This is a genomic window from Streptomyces achromogenes subsp. achromogenes (genome assembly GCF_000720835.1).
In the GTDB taxonomy this organism is placed as follows: domain Bacteria; phylum Actinomycetota; class Actinomycetes; order Streptomycetales; family Streptomycetaceae; genus Streptomyces; species Streptomyces achromogenes.
Genome location: NZ_JODT01000030.1, coordinates 62,703 through 77,770, shown reverse-complemented (window position 1 = coordinate 77,770; position 15,068 = coordinate 62,703). Strand labels below are relative to the sequence as shown.

Sequence of the window (15,068 nt, the reverse complement as noted above, 5' to 3'; positions counted from 1 at the left end):
GGGGGAAGCGACACCACCTGCCGACCGCGACCGCGTACCGCCGCGAAGTGGCCGGATCCCGTCACTCGTCGGTGGGATCGCCTGTGCGTCGGTCCCGGTGATCTCTACGGTGGGCGGGAACCGTCCGGAACGTGGGGAGTGCTGTGGAAGCGGAAATCCTGGCCCTGGCAGGCATGGGGGCGAGCAGTCTCGTGACGCTGGCCCTGCAGGACCTGTGGGGATGGGGCAGGAGACGGTTCGCTACGCTGCTCGGGCGGGGCACGCCCGCGGCCGAGGCGGCGGCCGAGGCGGAACTGGAGCGGTCCCGGCAGGAGTTGCTGGACGCCCGGCGGGCCGGTGACGAGGACACGGCCGACGCCGTGGAGGAAGCCTGGGCCCAGCGGCTGCGGGACCTTATGGTCTCCCACCCCGAGGCCGGGCACCGGCTGCGGGAGGTGGTCGCGGCGACGATCGAGCGCAGCCCCGCCCCGGTCGCGCTCGGCCACATCCTGCACTACGTCAACAACGTCCCCGTCTTCCAGGCGATGAACGACCACTGGGCGCGCTGCACCGAGGCGCACGCGACCACCGCGATGTTCCTGTGCGGACTGCCCGGCGTCGGCAAGCGGACCACGCTGCGCCGCTGGCTCCAGTCCCACCGGGACGACCTGCCCGGCGAGCTGCTCCAGGCCGACCTCGCCCGGGACGAGCGCGGACGCCCCGCCGACCCGGTGGCCGTCCTGGAGCGCTGGCTCGCCCAGCTCGGCGTGGCCCGGGAGGACCGCCCGGCCGACGCCGACGCGAAGGCGGCCCTGGTACGGCAGCGACTGCGCACCCGGCCGGCCGTGCTGATCCTGGAGAACGTGAGCAGGCCCGCCGAGGTCAGGCCCCTGCTCCCGGACTCCGCGGGGCACATCGTCCTGATGACCGGCCAGCGCGTGCCGCTCGGGCTGGACACCCTGCTGGACTTCGAACCGGTGGAGATCGCCCCGCTGAAGGACGAACACGCCCTGGAACTCCTGCTGAAGGTCAGCCGCAGCACCGAACACCCCGACCGGCTGCGGCCCATCGTCCGGCACCTGGGCGGGCTGCCACTGGCCCTGCGCCTGGTCGCCGGGCAGCTCAGGACACCGGTGCCGGGCACCCTGGAGGACATCACCGCCCGGCTCGCCGACCGGACCACACGATGGGAACTGCTCGCCGTGGACGACGCCCACGACCTGCCCGGCGCACTCGACCTCGCCTACGAACGCCTCACCGCCGACGCCGCCCGCCTCTACCGGCGCCTCGGCACCCTGCCCCGGACCGACCTCCACCTGGACACCGTGCACGCGCTCACCCCGGACCGGGAACCGGCCACCGCCCGGCGCGCCCTGCACGAACTGCTCTCCGCACGGCTGCTGGAGCGCGACGGCGTGGACACCTACCGCCTGCACCCCCTCGTCCACGACCACGCGGCGGCCCGCGCGGAACAGGACGACACCGACGCCGAACGCCACGCCGTGACAGGCTGGTTCGTCCGCCATCTGCGCAAGACGGCCGAGGCCGCCGAAGCGGCGCTGTCCTCCCGCTGGCGCCACGACCCCGGCCACGCCTACCCGGACGTACCGCGCACCCCCGAGGCGGGCGCCCGCGCCGAACGCGAACTCGACCGGCGCCGCGACGGACTGCTCGCCGCCGTCCGCCTCGCCCACGCCACCGGACGGTACGAGGAGGCGTGGCGGCTGTGCCAGGCGCTGTGGACCTTCTGCCTGCGCACCGGCAGCCACACCGAGTGGATCGAGTCCCACGAGACCGGCCTCGCCGCGGCCCGCGCCGACGGCGACCGGCTGGCGGTGGCACGCATGCACTTCCAGCTGGGCTTCGCCCGCCTGGACCGGTGGAGCCTCGCCGAGGACGACCCGCGCCGGGCCCGCGAACACCTCGACGCCGCACGGGAGTCGGTACGCGGCGACGGCACCGGCCGGGGCGAGGGCGAGGCCCGTACGGAGTCCAGCGCCCTGGAGGCGCTCGGGCTGCTGGAACTGAAGCTGGGCCGCCCGCGGCAGGCCCTCGGTCTGCTCGCCGAGGCCGAGACGGCGCTCGGCGACCTCGCCCACCCGCGCGGGCGCGCCCTGCTCGCCTACCACCAGGGCGCCGCGTACACCGCGCTGGGCCGGCACGACGACGCCGAGCGGACACTGCGGGAGGCCCGCGAGCGGTTCCGGCGGCTGGGGGACGGGCCGGACATCGCGCTCAACATCGGCAAGACCTGGCTGCGGTACGCACAGGACCGGCTGGCCTGCGACCGGCCCGAGGAGGCGCTGCGGGCGCTGGACGAGGCCGCCGCCGCCATCGAGAAGGGCGGCTCCGGGTACTTCCTCGCGGTGGCGCGCCTCCTACGGGGCGACGTGCGCCGGCGGCTGGGGGACGAGCGGCGGGCGACCGCCGACTGGGCCGCCGCCGGCACGCTGTTCGAACAGGCCCGCAGCCCGCGCGCGGAGGAGGCCCGGCGCCGCCTCGGCGGCAGCCCCGTGCGCTCAGCGGACGGTGAACTCGACTAGCCCGGCCTCGGGATGATCGCCGGCCCGCACGGTCAGCCGCGCGCGGGTGCCGGGCCGCGGCGGGACCGCGCCGGACCGCACCCAGGCGTACGCGGCCGAGGCCGCGACGGCGAACGACGCCCAGGCCGGGCGCGCGGCCCAGCGGACGTGCAGCCGGGCGCCGTCGCCGAACAGTGCCGTACAGCCGTGACCGGCCTCCTCGACTGCCACCAGTCCGCACCCCGGGAAGCGCCGGGCGAGCGAGGACCCGCTCACCTCGTCCGGGAGCGGGCCGCGCTCGGCGGGCACCAGCAGCACGTCGGCGGAGCGCGGCCAGCGGGGATCGGGGTCGTCGGGATCGGCGGCGAGGTGCGCGTCGGCGAGGTGACGGCTCTGGGCACGCTGCGCCGAGGCCGGGAAGCGCCGGATCCGGACCGTGCCACCGCCACCGGGCGCGGCGTCGTCATCGGCTTCGTCGACGGTGGCGGTGACGAAGGCGGCCGGCAGATGGGGGAGCCGGGGCGCGGCGGGGCCGGGCGAGGGGACCGGGATCGCGCGGGTGGCCGCCGGGTGCCCCGGCTCCGGGAGCTTCAGCCAGGTGTAGAACAGCCGGCGCAGCCGCCGGGCCGACTCGCCGGGCGCTGACGACACGCTCTGCCGGAGCACGGCCAGTGCGGGGTCGTCCGGCTGGGTGCGCGCCGCGTGCAGCAGCTGGGGGAGCAGGGGTACGGCGCGGGAGAGGCGGGGGAGGAGCCGGCCTAGGCGGTCCATGGGGGAGTCGCGGGCCACGGCGGAATCGTGGAAAGCGCCCAGAACGCACGGAATTCCCAGCGCGGTGCCGTACATGGTGAGCGATCCGTGGTCGCCGATGAGGAAATCGGCGGCGCACAGAGCGGCTTTCCAGGTCTCGCTCTCCGGTGCCGGGAGCAGCATTCCGGATTCGGTCAGCGGGGCGAGCCAGTGGCGTATCTGCCAGGCGCCGTGGCCGTACCAGGCATTGGGGTGTACGGCGGCGAGAACACGGAATTCGTCGGCCGGGAGTTCGGCGAGCGCGCGGCGCAGCACATCCGCCCCGGGCGTGCCGAGCACCGAGTCACGGCCCCAGGTGGAGGAGACGACCACCAGGCGCTGGCCGGGCAGCAGTCCGAGGGCACGCCGGTACGCCGCCCGGAAGGACAGTCCGGCGCGGAGCTGGTCGAGACACGGATCACCGGCGACGACGGCGCGGGGAACGGCCTCGGGACAGCCGCCCGCGAGCCGCCGCAGCTGCTCGTCATGGGAGAGCACGATCGCGGCCGGCACGACCCGCCCCTCATGGACCAGCCACTCCGACGTCAGCCCGAACGCCCCGGCTCCCGGCTCCCGGCTCCCGGCTCCCGGCTCCCGGCTCAAGACCTTATTATATCCAGCCCCGTGTGGCGCTCCTATAAGCGGAAAGGGAATGCGGTGCAATTCCCCGCCGCGACTTGTCGCCACGGCGAGGTCGAACGGCTGGGACAGCGCGTCCTGCCACGAAATCCGCGCCATTCCACGCGAGGTGAGGAATTCCTCCGTCCCGCCGTCGAGTTCGGAGGAGCCGGTGCGCGTGAAGAACACCTGGATCCGCTCGTCGCCCTCGAAGACGGCGAGCAGATCCAGCAGCCGCGTGGCGGACGTGATGTTGTGCACGACGCCGAGCACACTGCGCTCGGCGACCACCGTGCTCCACCGCGGCCCGTCCTTCCGCAACGGCAGCGGCAGCCGGCCCGTCTCCCGCACGCGCACTCCCGGCCACGATCGGCTCACCCTGTCGGAGCACACGATAGTCATGCCGGGAACACGCCTCCGTCATGCGCCGGCCACGACCCCGGTCGGCTCAGAACACCAGCCCGACGTGCGCCAGCGCCTGCTTCAGCAGCACCCCGTGCCCGCCCGGCATCTCGCTCTGCAGGGCCCGGGACGCGGCCTCCTGCGGGGTGACCCAGACGAGGTCCAGCGCGTCCTGGCGGGGCCGGCAGTCACCGGTCACCGGCACGATGTAGGCCAGGGACACCGCGTGCTGGCGCGGGTCGTGGTACGGAGTGATGCCCGCCGTCGGGAAGTACTCCGCGACCGTGAACGGCTGGAGGGAGGCGGGGACGCGGGGCAGCGCGACCGGGCCGAGGTCCTTCTCCAGATGGCGCAGCAGCGCGTCGCGGACCCGCTCGTGATGCAGGACCCGGCCGGAGACCAGGGTCCGGCTGACCGTGCCGTCCGGGCCGATGCGCAGCAGCAGCCCGATGCTGGTCACCTCACCGCTGTCGTCCACGCGCACCGGCACGGCCTCGACGTACAGGATCGGCATCCGGGCCCTGGCCATCTCGAGTTCGTCGGTCGTCAGCCAGCCGGGCGTGGTCTCGGTCATGTCAGACATTGCTTGATCATACTTTCCGGGTGGGGCGCCCGCCGGGATCGCGGGCCGGTTCGGACATCGAGGGCCCGTCCCGATCGGCTACGGGCGGTCCCTCCGGTTCGGACACGGGCGGCCCGTACAGCCGCCGCGCGTTGTCGCGGCCCGTCCAGTCCGCGATCCGCAGGGCGTCGGCCGGACTCAACTCGTCGGCGTCCACCCGGTCCTGGAGCAGACCGGCGAGGCCCCGGCGGAAGCACAGGGCACCCAGGTAGTGGAACTCGGCCACGCCGTAGGCGTCGGAGCTGTACAGCAGTTTGCGGAACGGGGTCACCTCCAGTGCCTCCTCCAGCACCGCCCGGCAGCGGGCCGGCCCGGTGTGGTGCAGCGCGAGGCCGACGTCCAGGTACACGTGCTCGAACACCGCCGACAGATACGCCGCTTGGCGGTGGTACGGCCAGCAGTGCAGCAGCAGCACGGGGATTGTGCCGGCCGTCCGGTGCAGCCAGTCGGTGAGCAGGGCGGGGTCGGCGCGGTGCAGCCGCAGGTCCGCGTCACCGAACCCGGTGTGCAGTTGCAGCGGCAGCCCCAGATCGACGGCGGTCCACAGCAGGTGCCGCACCAGCACCGGGTCGGCCAGGCGTCCGCCGTGCGCCGGCCGGTGCCGGGCCGCCCGGGTCACCTCGGCGTCCGTGGGGCGCTCGGGGTCCAGGGCGAAGCCGGTGCGGTAGGCCGCGACCGACTTCACCGCCACCACGCCCGGCCGCCGTACGGCCTCCTCGGCGGCGGCGCGGAACACGGCCGCGTACTCGCCCGCCTCCACGCCCCGCGCCAGCACCGCCTCGGCGACCCGCTCCAGCCGTACCACCTCGCAGGCGGTGGCGCCGGCCGCCGCCGCCAGCTCGGCGGGCGTGGTGAGCGGCTGCGGGGCGAAGCCGGTGTCCACGCAGAACACCTCGGCCCCGGCCGCCGTCAGGAAGCGCCGGTTGACCTCCCGCCAGCCCAACTCCGCGCGGCGGGCCACGTAGTCGGCGGGCGGGGCGTGCCGGGGCAGGTCCAGCAGGGGCGCGCAGTGGCGGCGCACCGCCACGCCCGCTGGGGTGTCGAAGGGGGAGACGCCGGGCCAGGCCGCGCCCTCGGTGAGCAGGGACGCGAACCGGCCGGCGGTGAGATCGGCGGTCACCGCGCCGTGGCAGTGGTGGTCCACCAGCGGCAGCGCGGCGAGGGCCTCGTGGACCGGTCCCGGGGCGGCCACGGTCAGTACGTCCAGCGGTAGAACGCCGCCAGCGCGGTGGGGGAGAGCCCCTCGACGGCCGCCGCCTCGCCGAGCCGTACGGCGCTGACCGCGTCGGCGAGGACCGGGCCCAGCGCGGCCCGCAGCACCGGATCCGCGCGGAACTCCTCCACGGCCCCCGGCAGCGACTGCGGCAGCCGGCGTACGCCCCGCGCCGCCGCCTCGTCGGGGCCGTACCGGGCCGGGTCGCCGGTGATCTCCCCGGGCAGCGGGCGGTCCGCCGTGATGCCGTCGATCCCGGCGGTGATCACACAGCCGAGCGCCAGATACGGGTTGGCGGCCAGGTCGACGGGCTTGACCTCCAGGTTGGCGTCCTGGTCCCGGCGGCCCGCGGTGCCGGTGACGACCCGTACGGCGGCCTCGCGGGTCTCCCGGCCCCAGGCGGTGAACACCCCCGCCCACTGGGAGGGCTGGAGCCGCAGATAGCTGGCCGGGCTCGGCGCGGTCACCGCGGTCAGGCCGGGCAGATGGGCGAGGATCCCGGCCAGGAACGCCTGGGCCGTGGCCGTCATGCCGTACCGGCCCGCGCCGCCGGAGTGCAGGTTCACCCCGTCACGCCAGCAGGACAGGTGCAGATGGCCGCCGTTGCCGACGCCCTCGGGGAGGTAGGCCGGCGCGAAGGAGACCCGCAGCCCGTGGCGCTGGGCCACCGCGCGGATCGTCTGCCGCACCAGCACGCTGCGGTCGGCCGCCGCCACCGGGTCCAGCGCGCCCACCGACACCTCGAACTGCGCGGGCGCGTACTCGGGATGGATCTGGTCGACGTCCACGCCCTGGGCGGCGAGCGCGGCCAGCAGTTCGGCGGTGTAGTCGCTCAGCTCCATCTGCCGGACGGCGCCGTAGGCCGGCCCGGTGGCCGCCGGGACGAACGCGTCGGCGGGCGCCGAACCGGCGCCCATGGCCCACTCGATCTCGATCGCCGCCTTGAAGGCCAGGCCGTGCCGGTCGGCGGCGTCCGTGACGATCCGGCGCAGGAAGGTACGGGCGCAACCGGGGTGCCGCTCGCCCTCCTGGGTGATCCGGTCCACCGGCGCCCACGCCCAGCCGGGCTGCCCGGCCAGCGGCACGAGGTGGTCGAGGTCGGGGTAGAGCCTGAGGTCGCCGTCGGGGGAGCCGAGGACGTCGGTGGTGACGATGGAGTCGTCGGCGAGGAACGTGTCGAACACCGGCGACATGCCGACTCCCCAGGCCACGGCCGCCTCCAGCCGTGCCGTCGGGATCGTCTTGACCCGGCAGACGCCCGCCGTGTCCACGTACGCCAGGACGATGCCGTGCACGCCCCGGGCCGCCAGGTCCGCGGTGAGGGCGGGCACCCGGTTCAGGTCGCCGGGGCGGCCACCGGGTCGGGGGTCGGCGAGCGTGGTCATGCGTCCTCCTCGACGGGCCCGGCCGGTGGGGGACGGCCGGGCCCCGGGGTCAGGGTTTCACGGCGACCGCGCCGTACTGCGGCACCACGGCGGCCTCCGCCCCGGCGCGCCACCGCGAGCACGGCACCAGGCCGGGCTCGACCGGTTCCAGGCCGTCGAGGAAGCCGGCGATCTCGGCGTGGCCGCGGGCGGTGATCGGCGGGGTGGCGTGGGCGTTCCAGAACTCCATCGCGGCCACGTTGCCCGCGCCGCCCGCCTCGGCGTCGTAGGTCGGGTGGGTGAGCACCAGGTGGCTGCCCGAGGGGACGGCCGCCATGATCCGCCGCACGATGTCCCGGGCCTCGTCGGTGTCCGGTACGAAGTTGAGGATGCCCAGCATCATCACCGCCACGGGCCGCTCCAGGTCGAGGGTCCGGGCGGCGCCGCGCACGATGACGTCCGGGTCGCGCACGTCGGCGTCGAGATAGTCGGTGACGCCCTCGGGGGAACTGGTCAGCAGCGAGCGGGCGTGCACCAGCACGATCGGGTCGTTGTCGACGTACACGATCCGTGACTCGGGCGCGATCCGCTGGGCTATCTCGTGGGTGTTGTCGGCCGTGGGCAGCCCGGTGCCGATGTCGAGGAACTGCCGTATGCCGCGCTCGGCGGCCAGGAACCGCACCGCCCGGCCCAGGAAGTCCCGGTCCGCGCGGGCCACGGCCCGGATCACCGGGAACATCCCCGCGATGTGGTCGCCCACCCGCTGGTCGACCTCGTAGTTGTCCTTGCCGCCCAGCCAGTGGTTCCAGACCCGTGCGTTGTGCGCCACGCTGGTGTCCAGCCGTGCCGTCCCGGTCGCCGGGGAGTGGCCCTCGCTCACCTGTCCGCCCTTCTCACATGCGGTTCTCCGCCGCCATTGTCCCTCCCGGTGATCGTTCTGTCCCGGAAACGGATCACCCGGGGGAGACGGACACCCCGGGAAACGGATCATCCGGGAGACGGACGCCTCGGGAAACGGATCACCCCGGGCGGTTCGGGGGCCGCCGGGCGGATGAGGAACACTGGACCGGTATCCCCGCACCCGACCGGAAGCAGCACATGCCCGCCATACCCGCCCCCCTCCTCGACACCGCCGCGCTGCCTTCGGGCGACGCCGACATCCGGCTGATCGTCACCGACATGGACGGCACGCTGCTGGACGACGCCAAGCGGATTCCCGACGGGCTGTGGCCGATGCTCGCCGAACTGCGCCGCCGCGGGGTGCTGTTCAGCCCGGCCAGCGGACGGCAGTACGCGACCCTGCACCGGCAGTTCGAGCGGGTCGCCGAGGGCATGGTGTTCATCGCGGAGAACGGCACCTACGTGGTCCGCGACGGCGTGGAACTCAGCTCCGACCCGCTGGACGGGTCCGTCGCGGCGGAGATCGCGCGGACGGTACGACGGCTCGCCGCGGGCGGCGCGGACGTCGGCGCCGTCGTCTGCGGCAAGCGGGCGGCGTACGTCGAGCGGACCGACGAGGCGTTCCTCGCCGAGGTGCGCCAGTACTACGCCGAGCACCGGATCGTCGAGGACGTCACCGCCGTAGAGGACGACATGATCAAGGTGGCGGTGTTCGACTTCGGGCCCGCCGAGCACACCGTCGCCCCGGCCCTCGCCCCCTTCGCCGCCACCCACCAGGTCGTCGTCTCCGGCGAGCACTGGGTGGACGTGATGAACCGCACCGCGAACAAGGGCACCGCCCTGCGCCGTCTCCAGCGGGCGCTCGGCGTCACGCCCGCCCAGACCATGGTGTTCGGCGACTACCTGAACGACCTGGAGATGCTCGACGCCGCCGAGTGGTCCTTCGCCATGGCCGGCGCCCACCCCGAGGTGATCCGCCGGGCCCGGCACCTGGCCCCGTCCAACAACGACGCCGGCGTGCTGCGGACCATCGCCCACGTGCTGGGCCTGTGACTTTGGCCGGGTTCGGGGCGGCTTGAGCGCGGCCCCGCCGCAGAGCGAGCCCGGGCCGCCGTCGCCGGCCGGCGGCTGCTCGGGGCGCCACTCCCGGACCGGGTTGGCCGATCAACCGGCTCGGCGCAGACACTCCTCGGCCACGCGCTTGTCGAGCGCCGCCCGGACCAGCGCGGCGGCCAGCACGGCCGGCTGGGTGTCCCCGGCCAGCCCGGTCAGCTTCCGCGGATCCTCGGGCAGGCCGAGCCGTCCGGCGCCGGACAGCGCCTTGCCGTCCAGGTACGGCGCCACGTCCGGCCACACCCGTTGCGCCTCGCGCAGGAAGATGCCGGCGCCGGCCGGCCCGATGCCCGGCTCTTCCTGGAGCAGTTCCCGCAGGGTGCCGACGTCGCCCTCCGCCTCTCGGTGCAGCCGGCGCAGATCGCCGCCCCAGCGCCGGCCGAGCAGCTCGGCGCCGTCCCCGAGCTGGGTGGCCGTCCGCTCGTCGTACCGCCGGTAGCCGCCCCGGCCGAGGGCGTCCACTCGCCGCTGCCAACCGGCCTCGGCCATCCGGCGCGGGCTGTCCAGGTGCTCCTCGTGCAGGGCGCGGGCGGCGGCCACCGCGACCGAGGCCCGGATCCGGGCGCTGAGCAGCAAGGACAGCACCAGGAGCCGGTAGAGCGGCTGCGGGGTGTCCGTCAGCCGGATGCCCGCCTCCTCGGCGAACGTCCGCCCGTACCCGGACACCAGCTCCCGCAGCACGCGCTCGTCGCGGTTCACGGCCTACGGCTTGAGCGGGTCGTGGCCCAGCGTCATCAGCCGGTGCCGGCGGCCGGTGTCCCGGGCGCTCTCCGGCTCGGGCTCGTTCTCCACGTCCACCAGCTCACCGACCGTGTCGACGACCCGGCGCATGACCTCCACGTCGTCCTCGGTCAGGTCGGTCCGGCGCTTCTGCAGGATGGCCAGGACGTGCTGCCCGGTCTTGCTGCCCGCCCGCTCGGGCAGCGGTTCGGTCTCCTCGTCGGCGTCCCGGACCTTCAGCCAGGCCGCGAGCTCCGCCGAGCTCATGTTCACCACGCGGTGGAAGTCGCCCCACAGCGTGTCGAGTTCCAGCGAGTCGGCCATGGGTTCTCCCCTTCCGTATGTGCCTAGCCCAGGGCGGTGTACGGAGCCGTGGGTCAGCCGGCGGACGTGTCGCGCGGGTGGTTCTCGGCCTCGAACATCCAGCGCTGCTTCTCCAGGTCGGCGGTGATGCCGATCAGCAGGTCCTGGGTGACCGGGTCGGCCTTCTCGGTCACGGCGATGCGCTCCCGCAGCCGCCCGATGGCCGCCTCCAGCGAGGACACCATCAGCTCCACGACCTCGGTGTCGCGCAGCCAGCCGTCCTTGGTGCCGGGCAGCGCGAAGGTCGCCGCGATGGTCTCCGGCCGGCCGTCCGGGGACACGCCCAGCGCGGCGGCCCGCTCGGCCACCGTGTCGGAGTGGGCGCGGGCCGTGCCGACCACCTCGTCCAGCTGGAGGTGGATCGAACGGAACCGCGGGCCGACGATGTTCCAGTGCGCCTGCTTGCCGACCAGCGACAGCCCGAGCAGGTCGACCAGGGTGTCCTGGAGGGCGGTGCCGGTGACACCGAGCGCCTCTTCGGGAAGTGTGCTCTTGACCACGGCCATGGTGGGTGGATCCCCTTTCCTCGACTTTCCTCTGCGATGTCCGAAAGGGCGGGTGCCCCCGGCACGCGTCGGCAAACCGGCTGATCAGCGGGGGCGGCACCCGGAGGTCCCGCCGCCCGGCCGGATCACCCGGGCAGGACCCGGTCCACGAAACGGAGCAGCTCCGCGTGGGCCGTCGCGCGGTCCGTCTCGTGGAAGACCTCGTGCCGCGCCCCGGGGAAGATCCGTTCGGTCAGCCGGCCGCCGCTCAGCCGCTCCACCCCGATCCGGCTCCCGGACAGCGGCACCAGCCGGTCGTCGTCGCCGTGCAGCCACAGCAGCGGCAGCCGGCCCACGTCACCCCCGCGCGCGACCGCCTCCAGGGTGCGGGCGAACGCCTGGAGCGTCGGCCGCTTCATGGGCCCGTGCCACACCAGCGGATCGGCCGCGTACGCCGCGCCCACGGCCGGGTCCCGGGACAGCGCGGCCGGGCTGACCGGGGTGTCCGGGATCTCGTCCAGGGCCAGCAGCCGTCCCGGCAGCTCCCAGGCACCGATCACCGGCGCGGACAGCACCAGCGCGCTCAGCCCGTCGCCGTGCCGCTGGGCGTAGCGGGCCGCGATCAGGCCGCCCATCGAGTGCCCGACCAGGACCAGCGGCAGGCCGGGGTGCGCGGTGCGGGCGAGGTCCGCGACCGCGTGCGCATCGGTGACCACGTCCTCGAAGTCCTCGATCAGCACCCGCTCCCCGGCCGACCTGCCGTGACCGGCGTGGTCGGGCGCGTAGACGGCGGCGCCGTGCCCGGTCAGCACCCCGGCCAGTCCGTCGTACCGGCCGGCGTGCTCGCCGTACCCGTGCACCAGGAGCGCCAGCAGGCGGGGCTCCGGATGCGGCCACTCGCGTACGGCGAGGGCTCCGTGCGTGCCGTCGAGGACGTGCTCGCGGACGTGGTGCATGTCTCCTCCCGTCGCCCCGGCTCCGGCCCCGGGGGAGCTTCCCAGCGGGGCGGCCGGAGGTCTATAGTCCAAAACTAGCAGTGCTAATTAATGAGTGCTGCAGCGTTCCGTGATCCACAATGTCGTAGGTCAGGAGTCTTGCCGTGCGTCCCGTCCACTTCGCGACCGCCCGCCGCACCCCGATCGGCAAGGTGCGCGGTGCCCTCTCCTCGGTCCGCCCCGACGATCTGGCCGCGACCGTGATCCGCCACCTGGTGGCCGACGTGCCCGCGCTCGACCCGGCCCGCATCGACGACGTCTACTGGGGCGCCGCCAACCAGGCCGGCGAGGACAACCGGAACGTCGCCCGCATGGCCGCCCTGCTCGCCGGACTGCCCGACTCCGTGCCCGGCGCCACCGTCAACCGGCTGTGCGCCTCCGGGCTCGAAGCGGTCACCGCCGCCGCCCGCACCATCGCCGCGGGCGAGGCCGACATCGTGATCGCCGGCGGCTCCGAGTCCATGAGCCGCGCCCCCTTCGTGCTGCCCCGGCCCGACGACGCCCTGCCGCACCGCATGGAGACCTACGACACCCGGCTCGGCTGGCGGCTGGTCAACCCCGCCATGAAGGAACTGCACGGCCTGCTCTCCATGGGCGAGACCGCCGAGGAGGTCGCCGCCCGCCTCGGCATCTCCCGTGCCCGGCAGGACGAGTTCGCCCTGCGCAGCCACCAACTCGCCGCCGCCGCACGCAAGAACGGCCACTTCGACGACGAGATCCTGCCCGTCGAGCGCCCGGACGGCGTCACTGTCGAGCACGACGAGTGCGTCCGCGAGGACACCTCGCTGGAGAAGCTGGCCCGCCTCAAGCCGGCCTTCCGCGCGGACGGCACCGTCACCGCCGGGAACGCCTCGCCGATGAACGACGGCGCCGCCGGGCTGCTGCTGGTCAGCGAAGAGGCCCTGAACGACCTCAACCTGGAGTCCCTCGGCCGGTATGTCGCGGGCGCGTCCGCCGGTGTCCACCCCGACGTGATGGGCCTCGGCCCGGTGCCCGCCACGCAGAAGGTCCTCGCCCGGGCCGGCTGGGAGACCGGCGACCTCCAGGAGGCCGAGCTGAACGAGGCGTTCGCCGCCCAGGCCCTCGCCTGCGTCGACCAACTGGGCCTCGATCCCGACCTGGTGAACCCCACCGGCGGCGCCATCGCCCTCGGCCACCCCCTCGGCTGCTCCGGCGCCCGCATCCTGACCACCCTGCTGCACCGCATGGGGCGCACGGGCGCCCGGCGCGGCCTCGCGACCATGTGCGTGGGCGTGGGCCAGGGCAGCGCGGTGCTGGTCGAGCGGCACTGAGAAGTCTTCGACGGGGGCTCCCCGCACGGGGATCCGGTAGTACGAGCCGCAGCAAGGAAACGGAGCAGCACTCCATGGCAACCCTGTCCGTCGCCGCCATCCTCGCCGAGAACGCCCGGCGCCGCCCCGGCAAGACCGCCCTGGTCGAGGGCGAACTGCGGCTCACCTTCGCCGAGGTGTGGCAGCGGGCGCTGGCCCGGGCGGGCGCGCTCACCGGCCTCGGCGTACGGCCCGGCGACCATGTCGCCCTGATGGCCCCCAACACCGCCGAGTTCCCGGTCGCCTACTACGCGATCGCCGCGGCGGGCGGTGTCGTCGTCCCCGTCCACCTGCTGCTGTCGGCCGGCGAGGTCGAGCACGTCCTCAAGGACAGCGGCGCCACCGTGCTGCTCGTCCACCCGGCCCAGGCCGAGACCGGCCGGGCCGCGGCCGCGGCCGCCGGTGTCCGAGTGGTCACCCTGGGGGAGGAGCTGGACAAACTGGCGGCCGACGCCGAGCCGCTGCCCTCGTACGTCACCCGGGCCGCCGACGACCCGGCGGTGATCTTCTACACCAGCGGCACCACCGGTGTCCCCAAGGGCGCCGTCCTCAGCCACTTCAACCTGGTGATGAACGCGACCGTCAACGCCTTCGACGCGCACGACGTCCGCGCCGACGACATCGCCCTCGGCGCGCTGCCGTTGTTCCACGCCTTCGGCCAGACGGTCTCCCTGCACTCCACCTGGCGGGCGGGCGCCACGCTCGTGCTGCTGCCCCGCTTCGACGCGGCCCGGGCCATCGAGCTGATGGTCGAGGAGGGCGTGAACACCTTCCACGGCGTGCCCACCATGTTCGTCGCCCTCGCGGCGGCCGCCGCCGACGCCGGGCGCCTTCCCGGGCTGCGGCTGTGCGTCTCCGGCGGGGCCTCGCTCCCGGTCGCGGTACTGGAGCGGTTCGAGGCCGCCTTCGGGGCGCGGATCTACGAGGGCTACGGGCTGTCGGAGACCTCTCCGGCCGCCACCGTCAACCAGCCGGTGTTCGGCGCCAAGGCCGGCACCATCGGGCACCCGCTGTGGGGCGTCGACGCGGAGATAGCCCGCGCCGACGTGGAGGACCGGATCGAGCTGCTGCCGCCCGGCGAGCTGGGCGAGGTCGTCATCCGCGGCCACAACGTCTTCTCCGGCTACCTCGGCCGCCCCGAGGCCACCGCCGAGGCGCTGGTGGACGGCTGGTTCCGCACCGGCGACCTCGGCACCAAGGACGACGAGGGCTTCCTGCGGATCGTCGACCGCAAGAAGGACATCATCATCCGCGGCGGCTACAACGTCTACCCGCGCGAGGTCGAGGAGGTCCTGATGCGGCACCCGGAGATCGCCCAAGTCGCCGTCATCGGTCTGCCGGACGAACTGCACGGCGAGGAGGTGTGCGCCGTCGTCGTCCCGGCCCCGGGCACCGCCCCGGATGCCGCCGCCCTCACCGAGTGGTCCAAGGAACACCTGGGCCGGCACAAGTACCCGCGCCGCGTGGAGTTCACGGACACCCTGCCGCTGGGCCCCAGCATGAAGGTGCTCAAGCGGGAGCTGCGGGCACGGTACGTGGGGCGGTGACGCGGCGGGGGTCGCCACGACGAGTGGCACGGCGCGTGCCAGGACGCGTGACACGGCGCGTGACACGACGCGTGACACGGCGCGTGCCAGGACGCGTTGTCATGG

The 15,068-nt window shown here is 74.3% G+C and carries 13 protein-coding genes; 4 read left to right on the top strand and 9 right to left on the bottom strand.

The annotated features are described in order from the left end of the window. Positions 1 to 143 precede the first annotated feature (143 nt). Entirely contained in the window at positions 144 to 2,522 is a 2,379-nt protein-coding gene (locus IH25_RS0127835) for a tetratricopeptide repeat protein (RefSeq protein ID WP_157847028.1), read from the top strand. On the opposite strand, the gene IH25_RS0127830 is transcribed toward IH25_RS0127835, so the two are convergent. The 5 genes from IH25_RS0127830 to IH25_RS0127810 form a co-directional block, all read right to left on the bottom strand. After that, positions 2,499 to 4,259: a hypothetical protein gene (locus IH25_RS0127830; RefSeq protein ID WP_051754147.1), complete on the bottom strand. Its 1,761-nt coding sequence runs from the start codon at positions 4,257 to 4,259 to the stop codon at positions 2,499 to 2,501. The genes IH25_RS0127835 and IH25_RS0127830 overlap by 24 nt on opposite strands. Positions 4,260 to 4,356: 97 nt before the next feature. Beyond that, positions 4,357 to 4,884 (bottom strand): NUDIX hydrolase family protein, encoded by a 528-nt coding sequence (locus IH25_RS0127825; protein WP_030616347.1) that lies wholly within the window; start codon positions 4,882 to 4,884, stop codon positions 4,357 to 4,359. A 16-nt stretch (positions 4,885 to 4,900) separates the two neighbouring features. After that, positions 4,901 to 6,124 (bottom strand): amidohydrolase family protein, encoded by a 1,224-nt coding sequence (locus IH25_RS0127820; RefSeq protein WP_030616344.1) that lies wholly within the window; start codon positions 6,122 to 6,124, stop codon positions 4,901 to 4,903. 2 nt (positions 6,125 to 6,126) lie between these two features. Next, positions 6,127 to 7,530, bottom strand: coding sequence for a type I glutamate--ammonia ligase (locus IH25_RS0127815; protein ID WP_030616342.1), 1,404 nt, complete (start codon positions 7,528 to 7,530; stop codon positions 6,127 to 6,129). A 49-nt stretch (positions 7,531 to 7,579) separates the two neighbouring features. Next, positions 7,580 to 8,389, bottom strand: a complete 810-nt coding sequence (locus IH25_RS0127810) for an SAM-dependent methyltransferase (RefSeq protein WP_030616339.1) — start codon at positions 8,387 to 8,389, stop codon at positions 7,580 to 7,582. Between the two features lie 218 nt (positions 8,390 to 8,607). On the opposite strand from IH25_RS0127810, the gene IH25_RS0127805 reads away from it, so the two are divergent. After that, entirely contained in the window at positions 8,608 to 9,462 is an 855-nt protein-coding gene (locus IH25_RS0127805; protein WP_030616337.1) for a Cof-type HAD-IIB family hydrolase, read from the top strand. 111 nt (positions 9,463 to 9,573) lie between these two features. Here the strand turns inward: IH25_RS0127805 and IH25_RS0127800 are convergent, their stop codons facing one another. From IH25_RS0127800 to IH25_RS0127785, 4 genes are all read right to left on the bottom strand, one after another. Further along, positions 9,574 to 10,221 (bottom strand): hypothetical protein, encoded by a 648-nt coding sequence (locus IH25_RS0127800; RefSeq protein ID WP_030616334.1) that lies wholly within the window; start codon positions 10,219 to 10,221, stop codon positions 9,574 to 9,576. A 3-nt stretch (positions 10,222 to 10,224) separates the two neighbouring features. Next, a complete protein-coding gene (locus IH25_RS0127795; protein ID WP_030616330.1) occupies positions 10,225 to 10,566 on the bottom strand; it encodes a DUF3140 domain-containing protein in 342 nt (113 codons plus the stop codon). A 53-nt stretch (positions 10,567 to 10,619) separates the two neighbouring features. Then, positions 10,620 to 11,111, bottom strand: a complete 492-nt coding sequence (locus tag IH25_RS0127790; RefSeq protein WP_030616327.1) for a Dps family protein — start codon at positions 11,109 to 11,111, stop codon at positions 10,620 to 10,622. 125 nt (positions 11,112 to 11,236) lie between these two features. Next, positions 11,237 to 12,046, bottom strand: coding sequence for an alpha/beta hydrolase (locus IH25_RS0127785; RefSeq protein WP_030616326.1), 810 nt, complete (start codon positions 12,044 to 12,046; stop codon positions 11,237 to 11,239). A gap of 143 nt (positions 12,047 to 12,189) precedes the next feature. Between IH25_RS0127785 and IH25_RS0127780 the strand changes: the two genes are divergently transcribed. Further along, entirely contained in the window at positions 12,190 to 13,377 is a 1,188-nt protein-coding gene (locus IH25_RS0127780; RefSeq protein WP_030616323.1) for a thiolase family protein, read from the top strand. 74 nt (positions 13,378 to 13,451) lie between these two features. After that, complete coding sequence (locus IH25_RS0127775; RefSeq protein ID WP_030616319.1) at positions 13,452 to 14,963, top strand: long-chain-fatty-acid--CoA ligase; 1,512 nt, start codon at positions 13,452 to 13,454, stop codon at positions 14,961 to 14,963. Positions 14,964 to 15,068: the final 105 nt, after the last annotated feature.

Bases quoted from the DNA above. Each gene is read 5' to 3' on its own strand.
- IH25_RS0127825 (WP_030616347.1), bottom strand. From the start codon at position 4,884: ATGACCGAGACCACGCCCGGCTGGCTGACGACCGACGAACTCGAGATG.
- IH25_RS0127815 (WP_030616342.1), bottom strand. From the start codon at position 7,530: ATGACCACGCTCGCCGACCCCCGACCCGGTGGCCGCCCCGGCGACCTG.
- IH25_RS0127805 (WP_030616337.1), top strand. From the start codon at position 8,608: ATGCCCGCCATACCCGCCCCCCTCCTCGACACCGCCGCGCTGCCTTCG.
- IH25_RS0127795 (WP_030616330.1), bottom strand. From the start codon at position 10,566: ATGGCCGACTCGCTGGAACTCGACACGCTGTGGGGCGACTTCCACCGC.
- IH25_RS0127790 (WP_030616327.1), bottom strand. From the start codon at position 11,111: ATGGCCGTGGTCAAGAGCACACTTCCCGAAGAGGCGCTCGGTGTCACC.
- IH25_RS0127785 (WP_030616326.1), bottom strand. From the start codon at position 12,046: ATGCACCACGTCCGCGAGCACGTCCTCGACGGCACGCACGGAGCCCTC.
- IH25_RS0127775 (WP_030616319.1), top strand. From the start codon at position 13,452: ATGGCAACCCTGTCCGTCGCCGCCATCCTCGCCGAGAACGCCCGGCGC.